Origin of the sequence: Pseudomonas sp. TH06, from assembly GCF_016651305.1 — a bacterium.
Lineage (GTDB): Bacteria > Pseudomonadota > Gammaproteobacteria > Pseudomonadales > Pseudomonadaceae > Aquipseudomonas.
Genome location: NZ_JAEKEC010000001.1, coordinates 1,124,407 through 1,151,165 on the forward strand (window position 1 = coordinate 1,124,407; position 26,759 = coordinate 1,151,165).

22 protein-coding genes are annotated in these 26,759 nt (G+C 59.8%); 10 read left to right on the top strand and 12 right to left on the bottom strand.

Annotated features, from left to right (window positions below; genetic code table 11):
• Complete coding sequence (locus tag JFT86_RS04960; protein ID WP_201235957.1) at window positions 1-1,287, bottom strand: OprD family porin; 1,287 nt, start codon at window positions 1,285-1,287, stop codon at window positions 1-3.
• 297 nt (window positions 1,288-1,584) lie between these two features.
• Window positions 1,585-2,253, bottom strand: coding sequence for a DsbA family protein (locus tag JFT86_RS04965; protein WP_201235958.1), 669 nt, complete (start codon window positions 2,251-2,253; stop codon window positions 1,585-1,587).
• 265 nt (window positions 2,254-2,518) lie between these two features.
• Between JFT86_RS04965 and JFT86_RS04970 the strand changes: the two genes are divergently transcribed.
• Window positions 2,519-4,621 carry a TonB-dependent siderophore receptor gene (locus tag JFT86_RS04970; protein WP_201235959.1) on the top strand — a complete coding sequence of 701 codons (2,103 nt, stop codon included), beginning with the start codon at window positions 2,519-2,521 and terminating at the stop codon, window positions 4,619-4,621.
• Between the two features lie 175 nt (window positions 4,622-4,796).
• Here JFT86_RS04970 and JFT86_RS04975 read toward each other — a convergent pair whose 3' ends face one another.
• The 4 genes from JFT86_RS04975 to JFT86_RS04990 all read right to left on the bottom strand — a co-directional run bounded on the left by JFT86_RS04975 (window position 4,797) and on the right by JFT86_RS04990 (window position 10,442).
• Window positions 4,797-5,009: a hypothetical protein gene (locus tag JFT86_RS04975; RefSeq protein ID WP_103304166.1), complete on the bottom strand. Its 213-nt coding sequence runs from the start codon at window positions 5,007-5,009 to the stop codon at window positions 4,797-4,799.
• A 245-nt stretch (window positions 5,010-5,254) separates the two neighbouring features.
• On the bottom strand, window positions 5,255-6,361 hold the full coding sequence (gene aguA / locus JFT86_RS04980; protein WP_201235960.1) for an agmatine deiminase: 1,107 nt from the start codon (window positions 6,359-6,361) through the stop codon (window positions 5,255-5,257).
• A gap of 5 nt (window positions 6,362-6,366) precedes the next feature.
• Window positions 6,367-7,245: an N-carbamoylputrescine amidase gene (gene aguB, locus JFT86_RS04985; RefSeq protein ID WP_201235961.1), complete on the bottom strand. Its 879-nt coding sequence runs from the start codon at window positions 7,243-7,245 to the stop codon at window positions 6,367-6,369.
• A 284-nt stretch (window positions 7,246-7,529) separates the two neighbouring features.
• On the bottom strand, window positions 7,530-10,442 hold the full coding sequence (locus JFT86_RS04990) for an aminotransferase (RefSeq protein WP_201235962.1): 2,913 nt from the start codon (window positions 10,440-10,442) through the stop codon (window positions 7,530-7,532).
• Window positions 10,443-10,589: 147 nt separating this feature from the next.
• Here JFT86_RS04990 and rfbC point away from each other — a divergent pair, with 147 nt between their 5' ends.
• From rfbC to JFT86_RS05010, 4 genes are read left to right on the top strand one after another with little or no spacing between them, the layout of a single operon-like run.
• On the top strand, window positions 10,590-11,135 hold the full coding sequence (gene rfbC / locus JFT86_RS04995; protein ID WP_127925462.1) for a dTDP-4-dehydrorhamnose 3,5-epimerase: 546 nt from the start codon (window positions 10,590-10,592) through the stop codon (window positions 11,133-11,135).
• A gap of 39 nt (window positions 11,136-11,174) precedes the next feature.
• Complete coding sequence (locus JFT86_RS05000) at window positions 11,175-12,983, top strand: ATP-binding protein (RefSeq protein ID WP_201235963.1); 1,809 nt, start codon at window positions 11,175-11,177, stop codon at window positions 12,981-12,983.
• Window positions 12,980-14,359, top strand: a complete 1,380-nt coding sequence (locus tag JFT86_RS05005) for a sigma-54 dependent transcriptional regulator (RefSeq protein WP_201235964.1) — start codon at window positions 12,980-12,982, stop codon at window positions 14,357-14,359. The genes JFT86_RS05000 and JFT86_RS05005 overlap by 4 nt, the downstream gene beginning before the upstream one ends.
• Entirely contained in the window at window positions 14,356-14,811 is a 456-nt protein-coding gene (locus tag JFT86_RS05010) for a thioesterase domain-containing protein (RefSeq protein ID WP_201235965.1), read from the top strand. The genes JFT86_RS05005 and JFT86_RS05010 overlap by 4 nt, the downstream gene beginning before the upstream one ends.
• 167 nt (window positions 14,812-14,978) lie before the next feature.
• Here JFT86_RS05010 and cysQ read toward each other — a convergent pair whose 3' ends face one another.
• Together cysQ and nudE are read right to left on the bottom strand one after the other, a co-directional pair.
• Window positions 14,979-15,806: a 3'(2'),5'-bisphosphate nucleotidase CysQ gene (cysQ, locus tag JFT86_RS05015; RefSeq protein ID WP_201235966.1), complete on the bottom strand. Its 828-nt coding sequence runs from the start codon at window positions 15,804-15,806 to the stop codon at window positions 14,979-14,981.
• Between the two features lie 7 nt (window positions 15,807-15,813).
• Complete coding sequence (gene nudE, locus JFT86_RS05020) at window positions 15,814-16,383, bottom strand: ADP compounds hydrolase NudE (RefSeq protein WP_095190590.1); 570 nt, start codon at window positions 16,381-16,383, stop codon at window positions 15,814-15,816.
• A gap of 88 nt (window positions 16,384-16,471) precedes the next feature.
• On the opposite strand from nudE, the gene yrfG reads away from it, so the two are divergent.
• Complete coding sequence (gene yrfG / locus JFT86_RS05025; RefSeq protein ID WP_201235967.1) at window positions 16,472-17,134, top strand: GMP/IMP nucleotidase; 663 nt, start codon at window positions 16,472-16,474, stop codon at window positions 17,132-17,134.
• Between the two features lie 116 nt (window positions 17,135-17,250).
• On the opposite strand, the gene lysM is transcribed toward yrfG, so the two are convergent.
• The gene (gene lysM / locus JFT86_RS05030) at window positions 17,251-17,691 is read right to left on the bottom strand and encodes a peptidoglycan-binding protein LysM (protein WP_201235968.1); all 441 of its coding nucleotides are present in this window, start codon (window positions 17,689-17,691) and stop codon (window positions 17,251-17,253) included.
• A 137-nt stretch (window positions 17,692-17,828) separates the two neighbouring features.
• Between lysM and JFT86_RS05035 the strand changes: the two genes are divergently transcribed.
• From JFT86_RS05035 to JFT86_RS05050, 4 genes are all read left to right on the top strand, one after another.
• The gene (locus tag JFT86_RS05035; protein ID WP_201235969.1) at window positions 17,829-18,716 is read left to right on the top strand and encodes a LysR family transcriptional regulator; all 888 of its coding nucleotides are present in this window, start codon (window positions 17,829-17,831) and stop codon (window positions 18,714-18,716) included.
• A 92-nt stretch (window positions 18,717-18,808) separates the two neighbouring features.
• The gene (gene fdhD / locus JFT86_RS05040; protein ID WP_201235970.1) at window positions 18,809-19,648 is read left to right on the top strand and encodes a formate dehydrogenase accessory sulfurtransferase FdhD; all 840 of its coding nucleotides are present in this window, start codon (window positions 18,809-18,811) and stop codon (window positions 19,646-19,648) included.
• The gene (locus tag JFT86_RS05045; RefSeq protein WP_201235971.1) at window positions 19,645-21,993 is read left to right on the top strand and encodes an FdhF/YdeP family oxidoreductase; all 2,349 of its coding nucleotides are present in this window, start codon (window positions 19,645-19,647) and stop codon (window positions 21,991-21,993) included. Before fdhD ends, JFT86_RS05045 begins: the two co-directional genes overlap by 4 nt.
• A 344-nt stretch (window positions 21,994-22,337) precedes the next feature.
• Window positions 22,338-22,820: a glycine zipper domain-containing protein gene (locus JFT86_RS05050; RefSeq protein ID WP_166221311.1), complete on the top strand. Its 483-nt coding sequence runs from the start codon at window positions 22,338-22,340 to the stop codon at window positions 22,818-22,820.
• Between the two features lie 98 nt (window positions 22,821-22,918).
• Here the strand turns inward: JFT86_RS05050 and JFT86_RS05055 are convergent, their stop codons facing one another.
• The 3 genes from JFT86_RS05055 to JFT86_RS05065 form a co-directional block, all read right to left on the bottom strand.
• On the bottom strand, window positions 22,919-23,338 hold the full coding sequence (locus tag JFT86_RS05055) for a thioesterase family protein (RefSeq protein WP_201235972.1): 420 nt from the start codon (window positions 23,336-23,338) through the stop codon (window positions 22,919-22,921).
• Between the two features lie 103 nt (window positions 23,339-23,441).
• Entirely contained in the window at window positions 23,442-24,665 is a 1,224-nt protein-coding gene (locus tag JFT86_RS05060; protein ID WP_201235973.1) for a 3-hydroxyacyl-CoA dehydrogenase, read from the bottom strand.
• A 107-nt stretch (window positions 24,666-24,772) separates the two neighbouring features.
• On the bottom strand, window positions 24,773-26,701 hold the full coding sequence (locus JFT86_RS05065) for an ATP-dependent DNA helicase RecQ (protein WP_201235974.1): 1,929 nt from the start codon (window positions 26,699-26,701) through the stop codon (window positions 24,773-24,775).
• Window positions 26,702-26,759: the final 58 nt, after the last annotated feature.

Consider the following 26,759-nt stretch of genomic DNA (forward strand, 5'->3'; position numbering starts at 1 on the left):
TCAGAAGATGTTGATCGGGTAATCCACGAACACACGCAGCTCGTTGCCGCTGCTGTTGTAGTCGGCGGATTTCTGCGAAACGCGCAGAATCGAGCTACGCAACTTCACGCTGAGGTCTTTGGCCGGACCACTTTGCACAACGTATTTGATCTGGTTGAAGATCTCACGCTCGGTACCGCCGGTGGTGGTCGCGGTGGTGATATTGTCGCCACGCACGTAAGCGACGTTGTAGCTCAGACCCGGTACGCCGAATGCGCCGAAGTCCAGACCGTAGCCCAGCTGCCAGCTGCGCTCGTCTTCAGCGTTGAAGTCCGACCAGTAGGAGTTGGCAAGGTAGATGGTGTTGCCACCGTCGCCGACACGACCCTGGTCTTTCTGGTAGCCGCCGTAGGCGTAGCCCAGGTTGCTATCGCCAGTGGAACGCTGATGCGCCACGGTGAACGAGTGCGGGCCGGTCGCGAACGTCGCTGCCAGGCTCCAGATCTTGTTGTCGTCACCGGTAGCACCAGTCTGACGGACGTAGGAGTCGTCCAGCTTGGTGCGATAGCCGTTGAAGTCCAGAGTCAGGGATTGATCCTTGTTGATCGGGAACACGTAGTTGGCGTTCACGTATTGCTTCTTCAGCACGTCTTCAACATCGGAAGCGTACAGCGCAGCCTTGAACCGTTCGGTGAACTGGTAGCTACCGCCCAACACGTTGATCGACTTCAGACCACCACTGTCACGGCCTTCAGCGCTCTTGCGCGATTCAGCGGTGAAGCGACCGGCGTTCAGCTCCAGGCCTTTGATCTCTTTGGAAGTGATCAAAGTACCGGTGTAGCTTTCTGGCAGCAGGCGCGAGTTGTCGTAGTTCAGCACCGGCAGGGCCGGCATCTGGTCGCCGTAGGTCAGCGTGGTGCTGGACAGACGGAATTTGACCGCCGCGCCACCCTTGGACAGGTCGTTGGCCGGGTGGCCACTGTCGCCCTTCTTGAAGAAGTCGATACCTTGGGCGCCGCTACGATCTTCGCTGCGCTCCAGGTTCAGTGCGTATAGACCGAAGGCATCCACACCGACACCCACGGTGCCCTGGGTGAAACCGGACGAGAACGTACCGATGGCCGCTTGGCCCCACTCGGATTTATCTTTGTTACCGTCTTTGTAGTCACGATTGATGTAGGCATTGCGCAGCAGCACTTTCAGGCTGCTGTCTTCTTGAAACCCCTTGGACTCGGCCTGGTCGTTAGCCATGGCCGAAGTGGCGCTCAACATCCCCAATGCGATCAGACTGATCCGCTTGTTCAACATTTTGTTTTCCTTATTACGGGTTGAAACGCGCTGTGTCGAACGGCTGAAACGGCGCTTATTGCACTCTTTTATTCACCCCGAAACAAAAAGACCCGCCCACGACAATGCCATGGCGGGCCTGCTCCTTATTTTGAGTCATGGCGGTTGGCCACAGGCGTTGGGCCGAATCGTAGCTGCGCCCCGAACTATGTGTCAATTTCAAGAATCGTCTTTAAATAGGCAAAAATCGTCTAAGAATCGTAAATTTTGCGCTGACTCCTTGCTCTGAAATGCCGCCAGCCAGTGAATCAAGGCGTTTCACGCACAGCCATCAAGGCCGCAGAGCGCTGACGATTCGCCCGCCTCATCGACCTCAACGGCCTCCCCTAACCAATCGGCGAAGGCTTGTGGCTTGCCCAACCAGGGGCTGATGTCGATCAACGTGAACTGCCCGTCCCGTTCTAGTGCGAACGTCGGAAAACCCTGGCCGCCAAGTTGAGCCAACAGTGCGCGACTGGCTTTTATATGTTGTTCGGTATCCACGGATTTGAACGCCGTGTGAAACACTTCACCGGCATAGCCCATCTGACCGGCGAGTTCGACAAGTACAGACTCATCGGCAATCCGCCGCCCTTCCAGGTAATGCGCCGTTTGCAAACACCCGAGTAGCTCAAGACCTCGACCGTCGACTGACTCTGCCGCCATGACGGCAGCGATCGGTGGCGTCGAATCGAAAACCGCCGTGTCATCACGCAGCAAGCCTTCGAAATAGGCCTCGCCAAAGGGTTGTCCGGTGTATTCGCCAATGCGCCGATCATGGGGCATGACGTAATTGCGCAATTGCGGCGAGACGCGCTGGCGGTTGGCGCCACTCATCATCCCGCCCGCATGCGCGATCACTCGCAGTACTGGCTGTGCCGCCTGGACCAAGGGTTTGGCGCCGTAGCACCAGCCGCACAGCGGATCGTAAATGTAGTGAAGGATCATCAGTAAGCTCCGGCAGGAAAGTGGGAAACATCGATGCCGGCAGACTAGTCCTCAACTTGTTGCGGAAAAACGCCGGAATGGCTTTCAGTCTGTTTCGTGAATCGGACGAATTGTCCGAACGGTCAGATTGTGTCCGATAAGACACAAATTGAAACAATCGAGCCAAGGAACTTTTCAAGAATAATTAACGAAAGTAAATAGCAAGCATTACCATCCGCATCCCCTACACGCTACAGCCCAAAATTCCTACGGATGTTTTCTGCAAATGCCTGCCCCATCGCGCTTTAGTTCCTACAGCATTGGTCTTTCTGCTCTGCTCTCCGCCGGTTTTTCCTACGCATCTCCTACGATATTGCCGGCAACGGCGATTAGTGCCGAGTCCGAAATCGACAGCGAAGACCCGCGCGTAAAAGTCAGCAACACCGCAACCCGCACATCGACTCCGGTGCGCTACGTACCGCAGGCCATTGATTCGATCAAGACGTCGAACGTTGCCAACTACGGCACCAACGACATCGGCGATGCCTTGAGCGGCATGCCCAACGTCAGCAGCAGCGCCGATACGCGTTTCGACAGCCTGCGCATTCGCGGCTTCGACGCCAGCAACGACTTCTATCTGGACGGCATCCGCGACGACAGCCAATACAAGCGCGACCTGCACAACATCGAACGCGTTGAGGTGCTCAAAGGTCCGGCCGCCGTGTTGTACGGCCGTGGCAGTCAGGGCGGAATCGTCAACCGCGTCAGCAAGGCGCCTGAAGCAGGCCGTCGCTCGACCATCGAAGCCCAAGGCGGTAGCGAAGATTTGCGCAGCCTTTACGCCGACCTCAGCACTGATCCGAGCGAAAACATCAGCCTGCGTCTGAACATGGGCAACATGGATGAAAACAGTTTCCGCGACGGCGTCAGCGGCAACCGCCAACTGTTCGCACCGTCGATGAGCTGGCAACTGACCCCCGACCTGAGTTGGCTGGTGCAATACGAATACAGCCGCTACAACCGCACGCCAGATCGCGGCATTCCGGGTGTCAACGGACGTCCGGCCGATGTCGGCCGCGACACAACCTATGGCAACGATCACGACTTCATCGACGACAAGTCGCAATCGCTGCGTTCGAAACTCACCTACGAGATCAACGACAACTGGCAACTGCGCCAGACCCTCGGTGTGTTCAAGCTCGACAGTGATTTCGACAACACCTACCTGACCGGTTACACCCCGTCGACCAACAAGGTGACACGCCAGCACTGGCAGCAGGACCTGACCACCCGCAACGTCTACAACTACCTTGAGCTGGAAGGCGGTTTCGACACGTTTGGCCTGGAGCATCGCCTGTTGACCGGCGTCGAGATCGGTAGCCAGCGCCGCGATCCGAAGCTGTACAACGCCGCGACCGGCAAGACTCCGGGCGCGCAGCCTGTGCCGTCACTTGACCTGTTCAACCCCAACCGCGAGCTGCGCCATACGGGCAGCATGCAAGTATTCAGTGACAGCCACACCGAAGTCGAAAGCCGTGCGGTGTATGTGCAGGATCAACTGCGCCTGAACGATCAGTGGCAATTGCTCGGCGGCTTGCGCTACGACACGTTTGATATCGAGTCGACCAACAAACTCAAGAACATTTCCGAAGACCGCGACAGCCACAGCACCAGCCCACGCGTGGGCCTGGTCTGGACGCCGTTGCAGAATCACTCGTTCTACGCCTCCTGGTCGAAGACCTTCTCGCCGGTGGGCGGCGGTCTGATCGGCATCACCCCGGGTGCGGCCGGCAACACCAACGACCTGAGCCCCGAGCTGACCAAGCAAAAAGAAATCGGTGTGAAGAGTGATTGGCTCAATGATCGTTTGAGCACCACGCTGGCGATCTATGACCTCGAGCTCTACAACCGCCGCACCAGCGATCCAAATGATCCGACGCTGACGGTGATGTCCGGCCTGCAACGTTCACGCGGGATCGAACTGACCGCCACCGGTAACATCGTCGGTAACTGGTACATGCGCGGTGGTATCGGTATGCAAGATGCGAAAATTGAAAAGGACAACAACGGTCTGGAAGGCAAACGCATCAACAACGTTGCCAAGCACAACGGCAGCCTGTTCCTGACCTGGAAACCGGAAATGGGCTGGTACGGCGAAACCGGTTTGACCCTTGTTGGCCAACGTTATGCCGATAACGCCAATACCACGGTGCTGCCGGGTTATGGCCGTTGGGATGCGCTGGTCGGTTATCGCTTCAAGGACTGGGATCTGCGCACGGCACTCAACAACATCACCGATCGCGAGTATTACGCGTCGGCGACCAGCCAGTATCAGATCCAGCCGGGCGCACCGCGCAGCGTGGTGATGACCGGTACCTATTCCTTCTGATTCAACCCAATACCTGTAGGAGTGAGCCTGCTCGCGATAGCGGTGTGTCAGTTGATATTTATGGCGACTGACAGATAGCAATCGCGAGCAGGCTCACTCCTACAAAGGGTTTTGTGTCGTGCATAAAAAAGCGCCGCCATCCCGGCAGCGCTTTCAATAATCCCTGTTGTTTTTCTTATCCTTCCATCACAGCCCATAACGCTTCCAGTTCGGCCTCGCTGAACAGGCCAGCGGGGTAGCGCTCGATCATCATCCGGCGCGGATCAGCTTCCCTGATCTGACGCGTTCCATTGGACTTCAAAAAGTGCGCGACAATCTGGAGCGATTCGCCGTTTACGGCCATGGGATGCAACGTCCGCTCGCTGACTACGTTCACTTCGGCGTTCATTTCAGCGCTCTCTCCCCGTTCGTGAGCGGCTAAGTTATCCAAGGTTTATGACAGAACTGTTGAAGTTCCTCCCTCTCCCTAGTGCCCCTGGACCGATACAAGAGCTATGCCAAGGTTTCCGATTTGTCGACAAGCGGATACAAAGAAGCCCGCAGTCCTTGCGGGCTGCGGGCTTGTTCACTTACATAGCGAGCTAATCATTGCCCGGCTGATTTGTTAATCAACTCAAGCTGTTACGACTCAACTCACTCTTTGTGCGGCGCTGGCTGCTGTTGGGTCAGGCAGTGAATATTGCCGCCACCCAGTAACAGTTCACGGCCCGGCACCATCACCACTTCGTGTTGCGGGAACAGGTTCTGCAGGATTTCCCGGGCCGGAGCATCCATCGGATCATCAAAGCTAGGAGCGATGATGCCGCCGTTGACGATCAGGAAGTTCACGTAGGAGCCGGCCAGGCGCACGGACGGATTACGCTCCTGCGTACCGTCCACCGGATCAACACCGGCGCACTCTTCTTCAGTGGCGAACAGCGGCCCCGGAATCGGCATCTTGTGCACCGTGAATGGGCGTCCCTTGGCGTCAGTGCTGCTTTCCAGCACTTTCATCGCCGCTTGGCAGCGCGGGTAGTTCGGACCCTGTGGATCATCGGTCCACGCCAGCAACACTTCGCCCGGACGCACGTAGCAGCAGAAGTTATCCACATGACCGTCGGTTTCGTCGTTGAACAAACCGTCCGGCAGCCAGATGATTTTATCCACAGACAGATTGGCGCTGAGCACCGCTTCGATTTCTTCGCGGCCCAGGTGCGGGTTGCGATTGCGGTTGAGCAGGCATTCTTCGGTGGTGATCAGAGTGCCTTCGCCGTCGACGTGAATCGAGCCGCCCTCAAGCACAAAACCTTCGGTGCGATAACGCGGGCTGCGCTCGATTTCGAGGATCTTGCCGCCGACCTGCGAATCACGATTCCACGGCGAATAGAGACCGCCGTCGAAACCACCCCAGGCGTTGAAGTCCCAGTTCACACCGCGCACTTCGCCGCTGTTGTTGATGACGAACGTCGGGCCGCTGTCGCGTACCCAGGCGTCATCGCTGGACATTTCGACCACGCGAATATTCGGCACGTCGAGACGTGCGCGGGCGTTTTCGTACTGGCCGGCGGACACCGCCACGGTCACCGGTTCGAAACGAGCGATGGCCTTGGCCACTGCTGCGTGGGCGGCTTGCGCCGGCTTGCCGCCCAGACGCCAGTTGTCCGGGCGCTCCGGCCAGATCATCCAGGTCTGGGTTTGTGCGGCCCACTCGGCCGGCATGTAGAAGCCGTCGGCGCGCGGGGTACTTTTCAATGTGGTCATCGGGATCAGGACTCCAGGGAACCGTCGAGGGTTTTCAACGCGCCGTACAGGTTCGGCCGGCGGTCACGGAATGAACCCCACGCGCTGCGAATATGTTCGAGCTCGTCGAGGTTGAAAGTGTGCACAAGAATACCTTCTTCGGTTTTATTCAGCTCCTGCACTTTTTCACCGAACTGGTTGGCAATGAACGACGAACCGTAGAACGTGATGTCGTAGCCGTCCTGTTCTTCGTTGCCGATGCGGTTGCTGGCGATCAACGGCATCAGGTTGGCGCCGGCATGGCCCTGCTGCACGCGCTGCCAGTGATCGCGCGACGAGATGGTCTTGTCGTGCGGCTCGCTGCCGATTGCAGTTGGATAGAAAAGGATTTCCGCACCTTGCAACGCCATCGCACGCGCCGCTTCCGGGAACCACTGATCCCAGCAGATGCCGACGCCGATTTTCGCGTAACGGGTGTTCCACACTTTGAAACCGGTGTCGCCCGGGTTGAAGTAGTACTTCTCGTGGTAGCCCGGGCCGTCCGGGATATGGCTTTTACGATAAATCCCGAGGTTGCTGCCGTCAGCATCAATGATCGCGATGCTGTTGAAACGCGCACGGCCGGCCAGTTCGTAGAAGCTGATCGGCAGTACCACCTGCAGCTCTTTGGCGATTTTCTGGAAATGCTTGATCGCGACGTTTTCTTCCACCGTCGTCGCCAGTTGCAGATAGTCCGGGTTCGGCTTCTGGCAGAAGTACGGCGCCTCGAACAACTCCTGGATCAGGATGATCTGCGCGCCTGTGGCGGCGGCTTCACGCACCAGCCTTTCCGCGATTTCGAGGTTGGCTTGCAGATCCCAGGAACAGGCCATCTGAGTGGCGGCGACGGTAACGATACGGCTCATGAATCATCTCCGGGCAAGTGCTTTGACGGTCGAGAATTCGACCGAAAAGAAAAAACGCGCGCACCGGACAGACATCGCCATGCCGGAGCAATGGCGACTTTATAGCCGATAAATATCGGCTTTAGAAGCTACCAATCAACCTTCCATCTAAAAAACTCCAAAAATAGCCGATATAAATCTGCCTTATGTAGGAGCTGCCGAAGGCTGCGATCCTTTGATTCGGCTTTTCAAAAACAGAATCAAAAGATCGCAGCCTGCGGCAGCTCCTACAGGGGATAGGCGATTTACAGGCCTTCGATGAGCACCCGATCAAGCATGTCGACAAAGAAGTCGACACTTCGGCGCGAGGTCACCATCGGCGGTTTGATCTTGAGGATGTTCAAGTCATCGCCGGTCGGCTGCATGAAAATGCCCAGCTCGCGCAGGCGATCGCAGAGCAACGCAGTCTCCTCGGTCGCCGGCTCCAGCGTCTGGCGATTGCGAATCAACTCCAGCCCGAGATAGAACCCGGAACCGTGCACCGCGCCCACCAGCGGATGTTTATCGATCAACGCTTCGAGTCGCGCCTTGAAGTGGCCACCGACCACCTGCGCGTTTTCCCAGAGTTTCTCTTCTTCCATGACATCCAGCACCGCCATGCCGATCTGACAGCTCACCGGACTGCCGCCAGCCGAGGAGAAGAAGTAGCCTTCCGCCTCCAGCGCTTCGGCGATCTCCCGGCGGGTGATGACTGCACCCAGTGGCTGGCCGTTACCCATGCCTTTGGCCATGGTGATGATGTCCGGGACCACGCCTTGCTCTTCGAAGCCCCAGAAAAAATGGCCCATGCGCCCGTAACCGACCTGCACTTCATCGGCAATACACACGCCGCCCTGCGCGCGGACCTTCGCATAGACCGCTTGCAGATAACCCGGAGGCAGCGAAATACCACCGGCATTGCCGTACACCGGTTCGCAGATGAACCCGGCCAGTTGACGTTTCTGCTCGGCGATTTTTGCCAGATGATGCTCGACACTGCGCACGTAGTCCGGCGCTGAATCGAGGCCACGGAATTCACCGCGATACATGTTCGGCGCCGGAACTGGATGCACCCAGTCCGGGCGACTTTCGAGGGCTTTCGGGTTGTCGGCAATCGACGTCGATACTGCATCGGCGCCGACCGTCCAGCCGTGATAGGCCTCCAGCACGCTGATCATGTCGCGCCCGCCGCTGTAGGCCCACGCCAGACGAATCGCCAGGTCATTGGCCTCGCTGCCGCTGTTGACCAGAAACACCCGGTCCATGCCTTGCGGCGCAAGCTTCAACAAGCGCTCGGAAAACTCGGCGACCGCCGCATAGTTGAAGCGCGAGTTGGTGTTGAGCAACGACCACTGCCGCGCCGCGACTGCAGCCATGCGCGGGTGACCGTGACCGAGCACCGCGACGTTGTTGAGCATGTCGAGATAGGAGCGGCCCTGCATGTCGATCAGGTGATTGCGCCAGCCGCGTTCGATGCGCGGCGGGTCGACGTAATAGTGTTTCTGCGTGCGGGCGAAACTGGCATCGCGGCGTTCGAGCAGGGTTTTCGCGTCCAGCTCCGGCTCGGCATCGCAGGCCAGCCCTAACAACGCGGCGGGCGATGGGCACAGTGCCTGCCACGCCGGGGCACGGGTGGGCGTGCAGAACAGCGGCGCGTGCAGTTGCGCGCCTCGGCTCAACTGCACGATCAACGGCCCGCTGACCGCGCCCAGCACCTGACCTTTGACCAGCGCCGCGCCGCTGTGCAGCGAAGGCGCCACGCCCCACAGGCGCACACTGAGCTGCGGGCCATCAAGTTGCAGCACGCCGTCCGCCGATTGATGCAGCACACCGGCAAACGGCGCTTCGACCGTTGTGCCGGTGGGCACGCGCAATTCAACGTGCAACGGGAAGGTCTCCGATTCCTCGGCGCTGTCCGGCCGGGTGCGTGACAAACGGTACTGACCGTAACGGCTCGCCGCCAGGCCATGGGCCGCCGCCGCTTCGGTCAGCAGACGCTGATCGATGCCTGCCTGCTCCCAGTTGCCGGCCTCGAAATGTGGACTGAGAACGCCAAGGTCGATCAGCGCAAATTCGCGCCCGACCAGACCCGGAAGCAAGGGCGCAAAACCTTCGCCGTTGATCGTCGGCAAAGTCTGCCCCACCGCCGTCACGATCGCCGCCTCCATCAACGCCAGTGGCACCGATGTCGCGACACGGAAAATCTCCCACTCGTGGGTGAGATTGTCGCGGCTATAGGCATTGCCTGGGTCGATGCTGACCTGCTGCTCGCCACTGAGCACCAGCACCGCTGCACGCGCGACGATCAATGGCCACAGCGCTTGCAGTTCTTCGCGTTGCAGCGGATTGACCGAGTGATAAGCCTGAACCGCCGGCAAAATCACGAATGGATCACCGCCGGCGTGATGCAGCAATGCCGCGCAAGTCACTGACAGATCGGTGATGCGCCACGTGCGTATCAGATCGCCAAAATCGATGACACCCTGCAATTGCCAGTGACGCTGGGCGTCGCGCTGCCAGACTACGTTGTCATCGGTGATGTCCATGTGGATGGCCTGCACCGGCAGTTTGTCGAGCAAGGGCTGCAAGCGACGCTCGGCCTGTTCGGCGGCATCGGCAATCAGCGCACGTTGCTGCTCATCCTTGATCACCGGCAGCAGATGACTGATCAATGCACTGGCATGGCGTGCGTCCCACTGCAGCGTGCGCTCAAGACCCGGATGCTCGAAGCCGGCCAGCGCCAGATCCATCTCGCCACAGAGCCGGCCAAACCCGGCCACTACTGTGTTGCCCAAATGATCGAGATGAGTCAGCGACTGGCCTTCGATGTAATCCAGCAGCCGCACATGCACCGCTTCACCGTCGACTTCCAGCGACAGCAAATCCTCGCCGTTATTGGCCGCAATCACCCGTGGCACATTTACCTGAGAATGTTCGGCCAGATATTTCAGCCCGGCGTGCTGGGCCTGCAATTCAACGAGAGCGTAATCGCCACGACAGATTTTCAGGACAAATCGCCCGCGCGCACTGTCGACGCGGTAGTTGAGATCCTGCTGGCTACCAAGCGCCTGCAACGTGCCGCTGAGCCCGTAATGCTCTGCCAGCCATTGCTGGGCCTGCTCGGCAGAAACCTGCGGACTGGGCAAACTGGCGCGATGAATCAACGTGGCGAGCGGCATGAAACGACCCCTGAAATTTTATTAGGCGCCTATATCGCCATTGCTTCAGAGGATGCGCAACCCCTGATCGTGGTTATTCGAGCGCTCGCATCCGCCGGCACTTTGCGCAAGAATGTCAGCCATTCAAACCTGTCTATGGAAATCCTCATGAATGTAATCACCACCGATTTGCCCGGTGTTCTGATCATCGAACCGAAGGTGTTTGGTGACGAGCGCGGTTTCTTCTACGAGAGTTTCAACGCCAAGTCCTTCCAGGACGCCACCGGCCTGGACACTCAATTCGTTCAGGACAACCATTCGCGCTCGCAAAAAGGCGTGCTGCGTGGCCTGCATTACCAACTGCAAAACACCCAGGGCAAACTGGTACGCGTGACTGTCGGCGAAGTGCTCGATGTGGCCGTGGACATCCGCCGCAGCTCACCGCACTTCGGCAAGTCGGTGGCCGTGCGTCTGTCGGCGGAAAACCACCGTCAACTGTGGGTGCCGGAAGGTTTCGCCCACGGCTTCGTGGTGTTGAGCGAGTTCGCTGAGTTCCTCTACAAGACCACCAACTATTACGACCCTTCGTCCGAGCGCAGCATTCGCTGGGACGACCCTGCTTTGGGTATCGACTGGCAGTTGGACGAAGCGCCGAAGCTGTCGGCCAAGGATCAGGCAGCGGCGCTGCTCAAGGACGCTGACGTCTTCGCCTGAGCCTAGGCATAATGCGCCTGTCCCCACAGGCGCACGCTCATGAAACCATCTCTCCCCCGCAGACCTCGCTGGCGCAGCCTCGCCCTGCTGGCCCTGTGTCTGGCGCCGCTGCTGTGGCCTCTGGAACATCTGGCCGAGCGCTATTACCGCAGCGAACTGGCCGGGCAGAACCGCCAGACGCTCGACCTGTACGTCGCTAACCTGCTGGGCACCCTGCACCGCTATGAAGTGTTGCCGCAGATCCTCGGCGACTTGCCGGCCCTGCGCGCGGTACTCGGCGCGCCGGACGATGGCGTCACCCAAGGCAATGCCAACCGCCTGCTGAAAAACATCAGTGCGCAGACCGGCGCCGAAGTCATGTACCTGATGGACACCACCGGGCAAACCCTGGCGGCGTCGAACTGGGACAAACACGACAGCTTCGTCGGCCGCAATTTCTCGTTCCGTCCGTATTTCAGCGAAGCCATGGCCGGGCGCCTCGGACGCTTCTTCGGTCTTGGCACGACGTCTGCCAAACGCGGTTACTTCTTCGCCGCCGCCGTGCGCAACGGCGAAAAAATCATCGGTGTGCTGGTGATCAAGGTCGACCTCGACCATACCGAAAGTCTGTGGGGCAAAACCCCGGAACAACTGCTGGTGACCGACCATAACGGCGTGGTCATCCTCACCTCGCGTCCGGAATGGCGATTCCGTTCGACACGCGTCTTGAGTGACGCCGAGCGCTCGGCGATCACCGCGATCCAGCCTTACCCGACCCGCGAACCGCGTCCGCTGAGTCTCAGCCCCGATGCCTGGCTGACCCAGACCCACGACATCGCTGAAACCGGCTGGAGCGTCAGCATCCTTGCTCCGCGCACGCTGATCGACCGACCGGTGCGCACCGTGGTGGCGATCGGCGGCGCGACGCTGTTAGTGGTGATGCTGTTGCTCGGTCTGATGATGCAGCGCCGCCGCCACTATCTGGAACGCATCGCCTTCGAAGCCAAGGCGCGACGGGAGCTGGAAGGTCGGGTGGCCGAACGCACCAGCGACCTCGAGGGCCTCAACCGTCGCCTGAAACAGGAAGTGCTGGAGCGCGAACAGGCCCAACAGGAACTGGTGCGTGCCCAGGATGATCTGGTGCAGGCCGGCAAACTCTCAGCACTGGGCACGATGTCGGCGAGCATCAGTCACGAACTCAATCAACCGCTGGCGGCGATTCGCAGCTACGCAGAAAACGCCGAAGTGCTGCTCGATCATCAGCGCACCGACGACGCGCGTGGCAACCTCAAACTGATCAGCGAACTGACCGGGCGCATGGCCTCGATCATCGCCCATCTGCGCGCCTTCGCTCGCCGCGATCGCCACGCGCCGGAAAGCGTCGCCCTGCAACCGGCGCTGGACGATGCACTGGCCTTGCTGGCCAAACGTCGCCGCAGCATGGAGGTCGAGCTGATTCGCGATCTGCCCGCTGCCACGTTGTGGGTCGAGGCCGGCGAAACCCGCTTGCGCCAGGTGCTCGGCAACCTCCTGGCCAACGCCCTCGACGCTCTCACCGAAAAAGGCCCGCCGCGCAAATTGTGGCTGAGTGCCGAATCCACCGCCGAGGGCGTCAATCTGTACATTCGCGACAACGGCCCGGGGTTCTGCATGGAAGCCCTCGGCCGCGCCAGCGAGCCTTTCTATACCACCAAGACCCGCACGCAAGGCCTTGGTTTGGGATTGGCCATTTGTGAAACGCTGATGCGCGCCTTCGGTGGTGAACTGTCGTTCGCCAACCACAAGCAGGGCGGCGCCTTGATTACCCTGCGGCTGCGCGCCGGTGCGCCCGGGGTCAGCCTGCAACCGTCCGAGGATCGAAGTGCATGACCATCGACAATCGCATTCAGGTGGTGTTGATCGACGACGATCCGCACCTGCGTCAGGCCCTCGGCCAGACACTGGATCTGGCCGGCCTGAAAATTCTTCAGTTGTCCGAAGCCAAAGGCCTGGCCGCGCAACTGGAGCGTGACTGGCCCGGCGTGGTGGTCAGTGACATTCGCATGCCGGGCATGGACGGTCTGGAACTGTTGAGCGAGTTGCACGCCCAGGACCCCGAACTGCCGGTGCTGCTGATCACTGGCCACGGCGATGTGCCGCTGGCCGTACAGGCCATGCGCGCAGGCGCCTACGACTTCCTCGAAAAACCCTTCGCCAGCGACGCCCTGCTCGACAGCGTGCGCCGCGCCCTGGCCTTGCGCCGCTTGGTGCTGGATAACCGCAGCCTGCGTCTGGCCCTCAGCGACCGCAATGAACTGAGCGCGCGATTGGTCGGCCACTCGACCCCAATGTTGCGATTGCGTGAGCAGATCGGTGCGTTGGCGGCGACCAAGGCTGACGTGCTGATTCTCGGCGAAACCGGCGCCGGCAAAGAGGTGGTCGCCCGTGCATTGCACGACTTGTCGAGCCGCCGCAACGGCCCGTTCGTGGCGATCAACGCCGGTGCGCTGGCTGAATCGGTGGTGGAAAGCGAACTGTTCGGCCACGAACCCGGTGCGTTCACCGGCGCGCAAAAACGCCGGATCGGCAAGTTTGAATTCGCCAATGGCGGCACGCTGTTCCTGGATGAAATCGAAAGCATGAGCATGGACGTGCAAGTGAAGTTGCTGCGCATGCTGCAGGAGCGCGTCGTCGAACGCCTGGGCGGCAATCAACTGATCCCGCTGGACATCCGCGTGATCGCCGCGACCAAGGAAGACTTGCGTCAAGCCGCCGATCAGGGCCGTTTCCGCGCCGACTTGTATTACCGCCTCAATGTCGCGCCGCTGCGCATTCCACCGCTGCGCGAACGTGGCGAAGATGCGCTGGTGCTGTTTCAGCACTACGCCGATGAAGCCAGCGCCCGTCACGGTTTGCCGCCCCATGAATTGCAACCGGCACAACGCGCCTTGCTGTTGCGCCACACCTGGCCGGGCAACGTCCGCGAATTGCAGAACGCCGCCGAGCGTTTCGCCCTCGGCCTGGAACTGGCGCTGGACAACAGTGGAGCCGACGGCGCTGCTACCGTGGAAGTCATCGGCGGCGGGCTCAGCGAGCAAGTGGAAAACTTCGAGAGGTCGTTGATTGCCGCTGAACTGGCGCGCTCCCACAGCTCCGTGCGCAGCCTCGCCGAAGCGCTGGGCATTCCGCGCAAGACCTTGCACGACAAGTTGCGCAAGCATGGCCTCAACTTTGGCGACAGCAGCCATGGGGAAGAGAACGAATGACCGATCACAGCCAATATCTGGAGTCCGTTCTCCATCACGACATCCCCCTGACCCGGGACATGGGCCTGAAAGTGCTCGACTGGCGGGAACAGCAGTTGAGTCTGCACTTGCCGCTGGATCCCAACGTCAATCACAAGAGCACCATGTTCGGCGGCAGCCTCTACTGCGGCGCGGTGCTGGCCGGTTGGGGCTGGTTGCATTTGCGCCTGAAGGAAGAAGGGATCAAGGACGGGCACATCGTCATTCAGGAGGGACAGATCAGCTACCCACTGCCGGTGACGGGAGATGCCACGGCGATTTGCTCGGCACCAAGTGCGGCGACGTGGAAAAAATTTCTGGCGATGTACCAGCGCTATGGGCGGGCGCGGCTGACGCTGAATACGCGGATTGTGAATGCGGGCAGTGATGAGGATGCGGTGAGGTTTAGCGGGCAGTACGTTCTGCACCGATAAAACCCGCCAATCGGATGTTTTTGTGGCGAGGGAGCTTGCTCCCGCTGGGCTGCGTAGCAGCCCCAAAACCGGCCAATTAGATCAACCGGGATCTGCGCACGCATGCCATTGGGAACCCTACGGTCTCCAGCGGGAGCAAGCTCCCTCGCCACAGGGTTTTATATTGCTCAGGAACGGGCCAACGCCAACAATCTCGCCCGCCACGCAGCCTTCGCCGGTAGCGCCAGAAAGAACTCGTTCCGCAGTGATTCCCGCGCCGGATAACAGAACGCATTACCGCGCAAATCCAACACTTCACCGCCCGCGCCTTCCAGCACGCCCTGTGCCGCCGCCGTGTCCCACTGCGAAGTCGGCGCCAGTCGCGGATAGCAATCCGCCGCGCCCTCAGCCACCAGACAAAACTTCAACGAACTGCCGATATTCGCCAATTGCAGCTCACCCAGATTCGCACTCAATCCGGCCAGCAGGCGTTCCTGCTCGGGACTGGAATGTCGACGGCTGGCGACCACGGTGAACGCGTCACCCGGGCCTGGCACATCACGCACTTGAATCGAGACCGGCGTGCCGCCCTTGTCGCAACGCCAGGCACCGAACCCGCTACCACCGACATAGAAACGACCACTGGTCGGCATCGACACCACACCAAACACTACGCGCCCGTTTTCAATCAGCGCGATATTGACGGTGAATTCTTCGCTGCCGCTGATGAACTCCTTGGTGCCATCCAGCGGATCCACCAGCCACCAGCGCTGCCAACCGGCCCGTACGCTTTGCGGGATGTTGGCGTCCTCTTCGGACAGGATCGGGATGCTCGGATCGAGCGCCGTCAGTCCGGCAACGATCAGGTGGTGCGCTGCCAGGTCGGCGGCGGTCACCGGCGAGTCATCGGACTTGGCCGTGACTTCAACGCCAGAGCGCCAGAACGGCAAAATCGCCTCGCCCGCTCGCAATGCCAGCTCAACCACGGGGGCCATCAACGGGTTGGGGAAATTCATCAAGTGCTCACTCATAACTGAAAACACCGCGCTGACTCAGCAGGTCACGGGTCAAATAAAGGGCCGCCAAGGCGCGACCTTCGGAAAACTGCGGATTCAGCGCCAGCGCCGACAACTCGCGCAGATTGACCTTGTCGACACGCATCGGCTCGGGCTCGTCGCCCTCCAGACGTTCCTCGTACAAATCGGTGGCCAGTACCACTTGAATCTTCTGGCTCATGTAACCGGGCGACAACGACAGCTCGGTCAGATGCTCCAGTTGCCGCGCGCCGAAACCGGCTTCTTCCTTGAGCTCACGCTCGGCCGCCGCCAGTACATCCTCACCCGGCTCGATCAGGCCTTTGGGCAAGGACAATTCGTATTCGTCAGTGCCGCCGCAATACTCCTCGACCAACACTGCATGCTCGGCATCGAGCATCGCCACGATCATCACCGCGCCGTAGCCCGCACCTTTGCCGACCAGACGCTCGTAGGTGCGCTCAACGCCATTGGAAAAACGCAGCTTCAGTTCTTCGACGCAAAACAGGCGACTGGTGGCGACGATCTCGCGGGCGAGTACAGTGGGTTTCTGGCGCATGCAAAGCTCCTTGGCGTGAACGCGCTACTATAACGCGGCTTTCCCGATTGTTTATGTCGGATATCTTTCTACCGTTCGAGACGTTGCCATGCCTTCATTACCCTGGTCCGACATCGATACCGTTCTGCTGGACATGGACGGCACGCTGCTGGATCTGCACTTCGACAACCATTTCTGGCTCGAACACCTGCCCCAGCGTTACGCCGAACTGCACGGGGTCAGCCGGGCCATGGCCGAGATGGAGTTGCAGCCGCTGTTCGAGCGCCATGCCGGACAATTGCAGTGGTACTGCCTGGACTTCTGGAGCACAGAGTTGAAGCTGTCGGTGCGCGAACTGAAACAGGAAACCGCGCACCTGATCGCCTTGCGCCCGGATGCGGATACGTTTCTGGAGGCACTCAAACGGGCCGGCAAACGGGTGATCATGATCACCAACGCGCACCGTGATTCGTTATCGTTGAAGCTGGAACGGATTGAACTGGCGCCCTATTTCGAGCGTTTGATCAGCTCGCATGATTACGGTTTCCCGAAGGAGAACCCGCAGTTCTGGGACGCCCTGCAAGCGGATATCGATTTTGATCCGGCACGCAGCCTGTTTATCGACGACACCTTGCCGATTCTGCGCAGTGCGCGGGATTTCGGTGTGGCGCATTTGCTCGCCGTCAAAGAGCCCGATAGCCGCAAAGGCCCGAAAGATACCGCCGAATTTGACGCAGTCGAGGATTACCGCGAGCTGATCTCAGGCCTGTAGACGATCCATTGTGGCGAGGGGATTTATCCCCGATGGGCTGCGCAGCGGCCCCGGCTTTTCTGCGACTGCTGCGCAGCCGATCGGGGATAAATCCCCTCACCACAGGATCTTGCAGATTATTCAGGGATACGCAGCGTCTGCCCCGGATAGATCTTGTCCTCATGCTTGAGCATCGGCTTGTTCGCCTCGAAGATTTTCTTGTACTGGTTGGCGTTGCCATACACCGCCAGAGAAATCGCGCTAAGGGTGTCGCCTTCTTCCACCACGACAAAACGCGCAGCAGCCACCACCGGCCCGCTCACGGTGATCTGGTCATCAACACTACCAACCCCGGCAATATTGCCCACCGCCAGCAGAATCTTCTCTTTCTCTTCCTGACTTGCCACCTCACCAGTGACCGTCACCTTGTCGCCGTCCACGGTCGCCTGAACATTCGGATTGCCCAGCCCGACCTTGCTGATGTGTTCCTTCAACTGCTCGCTGGCATTGGCATTGCCCGGGGTCAGCAGATCGATCAGCTTCTCACCGGCTTCTTTCACAAAGCTCAAAAGACTCATAGCGCACACTCCTTGATTTGGGTTCCAGACGTCCAAGCCTAGACCACACCGGACAAACCCGGTTCCAACCCGACCAATGACCCTGCCACCCCGCGAGCGTTAGAATCGCCCTCCCGCCTACACCCTCCGGAGCGAAGATGGACATCAAGCAGCTGAAATTCCTCATCGCCCTCGACGAAACCCGCCACTTTGGCCAGGCCGCCGCACGTTGCCACATCACCCAGCCGACCCTGTCGATGCGCCTGCGCAGCCTTGAAGAAGAACTCGACCTGCCACTGGTCAACCGTGGCCAGCGTTTCGAAGGCTTTACCGCGCCGGGCGAACGGGTGCTGGCGTGGGCGCGGTCGGTGCTGGCGGCTTATGACGGCTTACACGCCGAAGCGGCAGCGTGTCGCGGCAACCTCATCGGCACACTGCGGCTTGGGGTCGTGCCGCTGTCGAGTTTCGATCCGTTACCGCTGATGCAACGCTTGCACGCCGCGCATCCGAATCTGCGCTTCGACCTTTCGGCGCTGAGTTCCGAACAGATCCTTGAGCATCTGGCAAACAACCGCATCGACCTCGGTGTGTCCTATCTGGATCGTCTGGATCAAGAGCGGTTCGAATCCCTGGCCTTCAGCGAAACCCGCATGGGCCTGCTCTACGATCAGCGCTCCTTCACCTTCGGCGAGGCGCCGTTGAGCTGGCAATCGCTGATCGAGCTGCCGTTGGGCATGCTCACCAGCGGCATGCATTTTCGCCAATCCATCGACCATAACTTCCACAGTCGTGGCCTGACCCCGCAGCCATTGCTGCAAACCGATGCCGTCCATCAATTGTTACAAGCCGTGCATGGGGGCTTTTGCTGCGCGATCATGCCGCTGGACGGCGGACTGGAAAAACTTACCGATCATCTGCGCCTGCAACCCATCGAAAACGCGCAAACCCTTGCGCCACTGGGGCTGATCATGCGTCGCAGCGCCCCGCGTTCGGCGCTGGCCGAAGCCTGTTTCGCGCTGTATCAGGAATCACCAATCGGCCCTTGATCGACGGCATCTATCAATGGATCGACAGTAGCGATTAGACGCGACAACTTGCCGCGCCTAGTCTTAACGTTGATCAATCCGTTGGTGATGCCATGAACGCCAAGCGCCCAGCCTGCGCGGCGCCTGCACTCGAAACGCCCGCGCCCGCCGCCAGCCAGACCTACAGCTACAGCGATCTACCCCGTGAGGAATCGGCCAGCACCGCGCTGGCCGAGGAAGTCGCATTGGCGATCGCCTACAACGGCATCAGTCAGGCAGTCATGCTGGTGACGCCGACTGACCTTGAAGACTTCATCGTCGGCTTCAGCCTGGGCAGCGGCATCATCGAGGACGCCAGCGACATTTATGACCTGCAACTGAGCGGTGCAGGTTCGGCGCAATACGCACAAGTGACCATCGCCAATCGCGCTTTCTGGAATCTCAAGACCCAGCGTCGGCAACTGGCCGGCACCAGCGGTTGCGGCCTTTGCGGCGTCGAAGCCGTGGAACAGGCGTTGCCGGACCTCAAGGTATTGCCCGGTGCGCCATTGCCACCGATTGAATGGCTCGACGGTCTGCGCCAGCGCATCGGCGCGTTCCAGCCACTCGGTCAGCATTGCGGTGCGGTGCATGCGGCGGTGTTCATGAATGCCAGCGGTGAATTGCTGCTGGGGCGCGAAGACATCGGCCGGCACAACGCGCTCGACAAACTGATCGGCGGGCTGATCCGCCAGAAGATATCCACAGACGGCGGCCTGGCGATTGTCACCAGTCGTTGCAGTCTCGAATTGATCCAGAAAGTCTTGCGCGCCGGCATCCAGACCCTGGTCAGCCTGTCCGCACCGACGGGTCTTGCCGTGCAATGGGCACGGCGCCACAACCTCAATCTCATCCACCTGCCGCAGAAAAATGCGCCGCGGGTGTATAGCCCCGCGATGGAGAATCAAGCGTGAGCCAACATCATCAAGCCGACCAGAAACCTGTCCCGCGCTACAAGCCCTATAAAGGCGCAGCCGGCGGCTGGGGTGCCCTGATCAGTGTGGCTCAGGCCTGGTTGACCAGCGACAACGCGCTGAAAAACCTGCGCATGATGCTCAAGACCAATCAGAACGGCGGCTTCGACTGCCCGGGTTGTGCGTGGGGCGATTCGCCGGAAAGCGGCATGGTCAAGTTCTGCGAGAACGGCGCCAAAGCGGTGAACTGGGAAGCGACCAAACGTCGTGTGGACGCCAAGTTCTTCGCCAAGCACAGCGTGACTTCATTGCTGGAACAGAGCGATTACTGGCTCGAATATCAGGGTCGCCTGACCGAGCCGATGGTCTACGACGCCGAAACCGACCGCTACAAAGCGATCAGTTGGGACGATGCTTACGCGCTGATCGGCAAACACCTGCAAGGCTTGTCGAGCCCGGATCAGGCCGAGTTCTACACTTCGGGCCGCGCCAGCAACGAAGCGGCGTACCTGTATCAGTTGTTCGTGCGCGCCTACGGCACCAACAACTTCCCTGATTGCTCGAACATGTGTCACGAGGCCAGCGGTGTCGCACTGGCGCAAAGTGTCGGCGTCGGCAAAGGCACCGTGACCTTCGACGATTTCGAACACGCTGACGCGATTTTCGTCTGGGGCCAGAACCCTGGCACCAACCACCCGCGCATGCTTGAACCGCTGCGTGAAGCGGTGAAACGCGGCGCTCAGGTGGCCTGCGTCAATCCGCTGAAAGAGCGCGGTCTGGAGCGTTTCCAGCATCCGCAACACCCGATCGAAATGCTCACCAACGGCGACAAACCGACCAACACCGCCTACTTCCGTCCGGCACTCGGCGGCGACATGGCCGTGCTGCGCGGCATGGCCAAGTTCCTCCTGCAGTGGGAGCGCGACGCGCAGAAGGCCGGTGCGCCAGCGGTGTTCGATCACGACTTCCTCAATGCCCACAGCGCCAACGTACTGGAGTACCTCGGCGTCGTCGACGACACGCCGTGGGAACAGATTGTCGCGCAGTCCGGCCTGACCCTCGTGGAGATCGAGCAAGCCGCGCGCATGTACGCCAAAGGCAAAAACGTGATTATGTGCTGGGCGATGGGCATCACCCAGCACCGCCATTCGGTGCCGACTATCCAGGAAATCGCCAACTTGATGCTGCTGCGCGGCAACATCGGCAAGCCGGGCGCCGGCCTGTGCCCGGTGCGCGGCCACAGTAACGTGCAGGGCGACCGCACGATGGGCATCAACGAACGTCCGCCCGTGGCGTTCCTCGATTCGCTTGAGCGGCGCTTCCAGTTCAAGGTGCCACGTCACAACGGCCACAACGTGGTCGAGGCAATCCATGCGATGGCCGAGGGCCGCGCCAAAGTCTTTATCGGTCTGGGCGGCAACTTCGCCCAAGCCACGCCGGACAGCCCACGCACGTTCGAGGCGCTGAGCAATTGCGACCTGACCGTGCAGATCAGCACCAAACTCAACCGCAGCCACTTGGCTCACGGCAAAGACGCGTTGATCCTGCCGTGCCTCGGTCGTACCGACATCGACATCCAGACCGAAGGTCCGCAAGCGGTCACCGTGGAAGACTCGTTCAGCATGGTCCACGCCTCCAACGGTCAGTTGCAGCCGCTGTCGAACCAGATGCGTTCGGAGCCATCGATCATTGCCGGCATCGCCGCCGCCACCCTTGGCAGCAAACCGGTGGACTGGAACTGGCTGGTGGCCGATTACGGGCGTATCCGCGAGTTGATTGCCGACACCATCCCGAACTTCAAGGAGTTCAACGAGAAGATCAAGAATCCGGGCGGTTTCTACCTCGGCAACAGCGCCGGTGCGCGCAAGTGGAATACGCCGTCAGGCCGCGCCAATTTCCGCGCGAACCTGTTGCCGAAAGACCTCGTGCACGAACGCACCCGCGCCACCGGGCAACTGCCGGATCTGATCCTGCAATCGATGCGCTCCCACGATCAGTACAACACCACGATTTACGGCCTCGACGACCGTTATCGCGGGGTCAAAGGTCAGCGTGACGTGTTGTTCGCCAACGAGGCCGACATCATTCGCCTGGGCTTCCGGCCCGGGCAGAAGGCTGACATCGTGTCGATCTGGGACGATGGTCGCGAGCGTCGCGTGAAGGGCTTCACGCTGTTGGCGTTTGATATTCCTGCCGGGCAGGCTGCTGCGTATTACCCGGAAGTGAATCCGCTGGTGCCGCTGGAAAGCACTGGGGATGGCAGTCATACGCCGACCTCCAAATTCATTGCGATCCGCCTGGAAGCGGCGAGTGAGACCGGGTTGATCATGGCCAAGTCTGCTTAATACGGCGACCGACCCATCGCTATCGCGAGCAGGCTCACTCCTACAGTGACCGTGTTCTATCTGCAGGAATGCGATCACTGTAGGAGTGAGCCTGCTCGCGATAGGTGTAGTCGACCCAAATAATTTATCGCCGCCCTGCACTTTTCCATCGCCCACAAAAAAGGCCGCTTTTTCACAAAAGCGGCCTGTCCGAAGTAGCTAAAGACCGGCGAAAAACCGTTAAGTTCCGTAGATAAAACAGTAACTTGCAGAATTGTATACAAGTCGTGTTATTCGTCGGATTTCGATTGTCACGCCTATTCCCGAGCCTCAGGATCGCGCCGTCATCCCTTTGAGGCTCCTCTATGAAGTTCTCCTCGATTCTCTTGTTGTCCCTTGGCCTGGTCAGTGGTTTCGCTTCTGCTGGCGGCACCACCGAAGCAGGTGTGGGCGGCGCATTGGGCGGGGTTCTTGGCTCGGTCGTCGGTCAGTCTTTAGGCGGCAGCACAGGTTCAACCATTGGCGCAGCCCTGGGCGGCGCGGGTGGTAGCGCAGTTGGCGCCAACAAACACAGCCGTGGCGAAGCGGCCATTGGCGGTGCACTGGGCGCAGCCGGCGGTAACGTGGTCGGCCGCAGCATGGGCGGCACCACCGGCAGCCTGATCGGCGCCGCAGCAGGTGGCGGCGCCGGTGGTGCGCTGGGCAACTACATGGGTAACAAGAGCAATGAAGACGACCGTCGTTATGATCGCGGTCGTGATGATCGTCGCTACTACCGCGACGACCACCGTGGTCGCGGTCATGCCTACGGCCATCGCAAGCATCACAAGTACTATCGCCATCACTGATTGTTGATTGGCGGCAGGCAGATCAAAAGATCGCAGCCTGCGGCAGCTCCTACAGAAATCGTGTAGGAGCTGCCGCAGGCTGCGATCTTTTTGCTTTATCAGACCACCAACCGCTCCAGCGCCTGGCGCAATTCGCCGGGAATCGGCACCGGCTGATTAGTCGCCCTGTCCACGAAGACATGAACGAACCGCCCGGCCGCACACGCTTCGCTTTCACCGACCTTGAACACCGCCAGTTCGTATTGCACCGAACTGTTGCCCAACTTGCCGACTCGCAGGCCGATCTCGATCAAGTCCGGGAATGCGATCGAGGCAAAGTAATCGCACGCCGAACTGACCACGAATCCCACCACTTCGCCGTCATGGATATCCAGACCGCCCACCTGAATCAGGTAAGTATTCACGGCCGTGTCGAAGAAGCTGTAATAGGTGACGTTGTTGACGTGACCGTAGGCGTCGTTGTCGTGCCAGCGTGTAGTGATGGGCTGGAAGTGCGGGTAGTCGGGGCGTTGATTCATTTGCGGTTCTCATATGGGTCGACCTCACGCTGACGCGAGGACGACCACTATACCTGTGGGAGCGGGCTTGCCCGCGAAGGCGCCAGCACACGCACCACATCATTCAACGGTCAGCAAACACCTTGCCCTGCGCTGCCAGCTCACCGATCAACCGCGCCGGTTTCCACTGATCGCCCTGCCGCGTCTCCAGCGCCAACAAGCGCTGATGAATATCGACCAGCCCTTGCTGATCCGCCCACGCCATTGGCCCGCCCTTGTCCGCCGGGAAGCCATAGCCGTTCAGATACACCAGATCGATGTCATGGGCCGACTCGGCAATGCCTTCCTGCAGAATTTTCGCGCCTTCATTGACCAGCGCCAGCAGACAACGCTCGAGAATTTCTTCCGGGCCAATCTCGCGACGCTGGAAGCCCAGATCCTCACTGACCCGCAATACCAACGCATCGACCTCAGGATCATGTTCAGCCTGACGACTGCCCGGCTCATAGTGGTAATAACCATTGCCGGATTTCTGACCAAACCTGCCCATCTCGCACAAACGGTTATCCACTTGGACCTCCGGCGCATCCTGACCCTTGCCCGCCAGCTCACGCGCACGCCACTCCAGATCGATGCCGACCACGTCGTACATGCGAAACGGCCCCATGGCAAAACCGAAACCCTGCAGTGCCGCATCGACCTGCTGTGGATAAGCGCCTTCGAGCAGCATCTTGCGCGCCTCCAGTACATACGGATGCAACATGCGATTACCGATAAAACCGTGGCAGTTGCCCGACACCACACTGACCTTGCCCATGCGCTTGCCCAGCGCCAAAGCAGCTTGTAATACCGCTGGCGAAGTCCGCGCACCACGAACGATTTCGAGCAGCTTCATGATGTGCGCCGGGCTGAAGAAATGCAGACCCAGCACTTGCTCAGGCCGCTGGGTAGCCGCCGCGATTGCATCGATATCCAGCGCCGAGGTGTTGCTCGCCAACAACGCTTCAGGCTTGAGCAAGCCATCCAGCTCACGGAAGATTTTCTGCTTGAGTTCAAGGTTTTCGTACACCGCCTCGATCACCAGATCGACATTGCGGATCGCCGCGTAATCCGGCGCGGCGCTGACCCGGGCAAGACGCGCATCGGCCTCGGTCTGATCGATGCGCCCCTGACGTACGTTGTGTGCATACGTATCGGCCACGGTCGCGAGCGCCTGCTCCAGCATCTGTGGATTGTTATCCACCCATTGCACCGTCACGCCGGCATTGGCCAGGCACATGACAATACCGCGCCCCATGGTGCCCGCACCGATCACCGCCGCCTGCTGAATATCGAATGTCTGGCTCATGTTGTTCTCTTGTTGGCGATCCAAAGACTGGTCTCACCATAGTCAGCCAACGACGGTTTTTGAAGTTTATTACCGTGATGATCGACATTCAGCGCATGGATGCAACCTCAGAGATGTTCCTGGGCCCATCCACGCACCTCGGCATACGGATACTCCTCCAACGTCGCATACCCGGAAATCGCTCGCGCCTTGAGCTTGGTGAACAGCGGCACACTGATCCCGCACAGAAACCGCGTCAGTCGCTCCGCCGTCGGCACGCTGCCCGTGTGCTGTTCATGCCTGTGGATAAAATCACCGCACAGCGCCGCGAAGCTTTTATCCACAAGCGCCGGTAGTTCCGGAGGTGCAGGCAAACGAGCGATCTGTCCGTGACACACCGAACAATGCCCACAACGCTCTGGTGCATCGTGATCGCCGAAATACTCCGCCAGTCGATAACCCAGGCAGCGTTCGGTGGCGAACACTTCAAGCATCGCGTGAATACGCGCGACTTCGGTTTGCTCGTGCCGAGTGAAGTAGTCGTGCAACTCGCCACTCAACACATCACTGTCAAAGTCGCTGTGCAGCAAACTGTAGACCTCGGTCATCTGTTTGCTTTCAAGCTCGACCCAGCCCTTCTCCTGAAAATAATCCAGCGCCTTCACCACCCGATTGCGCTCAGCCGAATATTGCGTGTACATCGCCTCGAAACTCACCGTGGCCCAGGTACGCGCGCGGCTCGACGTCTGAATGATCGCCGCAACGAAATCCCTGCGCTCACCCTCGAAGCGCTCGAGCAATGCCTCGGGCTCGAGCAAATACTTGAAGCGGTATTCGGCGTAATACGCATAGCGCGGTGCGATCAATCCCCGCAGTTCCAATTGCACCAGCAAGGTCTTCAGCGGTAACGCACGAATGTTGCTCTGATCCGCCAGCGGGCCGAGCAGAAACTCCCATTGCCCTTCCGGTACCGAGGCCTTCAACTCGTCGAGTACATAACCAATGCCGGCACGTTCCGGCGTGTCACCGTAGACGAAGTTTTCCAGCACGTTGAGGCTGTCGCGGTTGGCCAGCACCAGGCAGTCCGACGGCTTTCCATCACGCCCCGCACGGCCGATTTCCTGACTGTAGTTTTCGATGGATTTGGGCAGATCGAAGTGCACTACATTGCGGATATCGCTCTTGTCGATGCCCATGCCGAAGGCGATGGTCGCAACGATGCAATTGGACTGCCCTGCCATGAAACGCTTCTGGATGCCCTCGCGTTTATCGTGGGGCAAACCGGCGTGATAGGCCTCAGCCTGAATGCCGTTGCGCTGTAGATGTTCGGCGATGTGTTCAGCGGTTTTCTGCAAGGTCACGTAGACAATGCTCGGCTGACCCGGCCGTTCAGCCATCCACTCCACCAGCCGCCGACGCTTGTCCTGGCCGCGCACCGGCTCCACCAGCAGATTGAGGTTGGGGCGATAGAAACCGGTCGTTACCACATCTTCGGCGGCGATGGCGAATTTCGCCTGCATGTCGGCAATGACTTGCGGGGTCGCCGTGGCCGTCAGCAGCAAGGCCTGCGGGATGTTGAACTGACGCTGGTAGTCCGGCAACTTGAGGTAGTCGGGGCGGAAATTGTGGCCCCATTCCGAGATGCAGTGCGCCTCATCCACCACCAGCAACGAGATCGGCACCTGCTGCAAGAAATTGCGGAAGCGTTCGTTCTTCAAACGCTCCACCGAGATCATCAGAATCTTTAATTCACCCGAACGGGCGCGGGCCATCACGTCATTGGCATCATCGCGGCTCTGCGCCGAATCGATGCTGCCGGCCGAAATGCCGTGGCGTTGCAGAAAGGCCAATTGATCCTGCATCAACGCCAATAACGGCGAGACCACCAGCGTCAGGTTCGGCAGCATCAGCGCCGATAGTTGATAGCAGAGGGACTTGCCGGAACCGGTGGGAAAAATCGCGGCTGCCGAGCGCCCGGCCAGTACCGCACTGATCGCAGTTTCTTGTCCGGGGCGAAACTGTGGATAACCAAAAACCTGTTCCAGGGTGTTGTGCATTCGCTGTCACTCCTTTGACTGCTGCCATGCCAACAGCCTAGCGGGCGATCGCAGCGAG

Bases quoted from the DNA above. Each gene is read 5' to 3' on its own strand.
- JFT86_RS04960 (WP_201235957.1), bottom strand. From the start codon at position 1,287: ATGTTGAACAAGCGGATCAGTCTGATCGCATTGGGGATGTTGAGCGCC.
- JFT86_RS04965 (WP_201235958.1), bottom strand. From the start codon at position 2,253: ATGATCCTTCACTACATTTACGATCCGCTGTGCGGCTGGTGCTACGGC.
- JFT86_RS04970 (WP_201235959.1), top strand. From the start codon at position 2,519: ATGCCTGCCCCATCGCGCTTTAGTTCCTACAGCATTGGTCTTTCTGCT.
- JFT86_RS04975 (WP_103304166.1), bottom strand. From the start codon at position 5,009: ATGAACGCCGAAGTGAACGTAGTCAGCGAGCGGACGTTGCATCCCATG.
- aguA (WP_201235960.1), bottom strand. From the start codon at position 6,361: ATGACCACATTGAAAAGTACCCCGCGCGCCGACGGCTTCTACATGCCG.
- aguB (WP_201235961.1), bottom strand. From the start codon at position 7,245: ATGAGCCGTATCGTTACCGTCGCCGCCACTCAGATGGCCTGTTCCTGG.
- JFT86_RS04990 (WP_201235962.1), bottom strand. From the start codon at position 10,442: ATGCCGCTCGCCACGTTGATTCATCGCGCCAGTTTGCCCAGTCCGCAG.
- rfbC (WP_127925462.1), top strand. From the start codon at position 10,590: ATGAATGTAATCACCACCGATTTGCCCGGTGTTCTGATCATCGAACCG.
- JFT86_RS05000 (WP_201235963.1), top strand. From the start codon at position 11,175: ATGAAACCATCTCTCCCCCGCAGACCTCGCTGGCGCAGCCTCGCCCTG.
- JFT86_RS05005 (WP_201235964.1), top strand. From the start codon at position 12,980: ATGACCATCGACAATCGCATTCAGGTGGTGTTGATCGACGACGATCCG.
- JFT86_RS05010 (WP_201235965.1), top strand. From the start codon at position 14,356: ATGACCGATCACAGCCAATATCTGGAGTCCGTTCTCCATCACGACATC.
- cysQ (WP_201235966.1), bottom strand. From the start codon at position 15,806: ATGAATTTCCCCAACCCGTTGATGGCCCCCGTGGTTGAGCTGGCATTG.
- nudE (WP_095190590.1), bottom strand. From the start codon at position 16,383: ATGCGCCAGAAACCCACTGTACTCGCCCGCGAGATCGTCGCCACCAGT.
- yrfG (WP_201235967.1), top strand. From the start codon at position 16,472: ATGCCTTCATTACCCTGGTCCGACATCGATACCGTTCTGCTGGACATG.
- lysM (WP_201235968.1), bottom strand. From the start codon at position 17,691: ATGAGTCTTTTGAGCTTTGTGAAAGAAGCCGGTGAGAAGCTGATCGAT.
- JFT86_RS05035 (WP_201235969.1), top strand. From the start codon at position 17,829: ATGGACATCAAGCAGCTGAAATTCCTCATCGCCCTCGACGAAACCCGC.
- fdhD (WP_201235970.1), top strand. From the start codon at position 18,809: ATGAACGCCAAGCGCCCAGCCTGCGCGGCGCCTGCACTCGAAACGCCC.
- JFT86_RS05050 (WP_166221311.1), top strand. From the start codon at position 22,338: ATGAAGTTCTCCTCGATTCTCTTGTTGTCCCTTGGCCTGGTCAGTGGT.
- JFT86_RS05055 (WP_201235972.1), bottom strand. From the start codon at position 23,338: ATGAATCAACGCCCCGACTACCCGCACTTCCAGCCCATCACTACACGC.
- JFT86_RS05060 (WP_201235973.1), bottom strand. From the start codon at position 24,665: ATGAGCCAGACATTCGATATTCAGCAGGCGGCGGTGATCGGTGCGGGC.
- JFT86_RS05065 (WP_201235974.1), bottom strand. From the start codon at position 26,701: ATGCACAACACCCTGGAACAGGTTTTTGGTTATCCACAGTTTCGCCCC.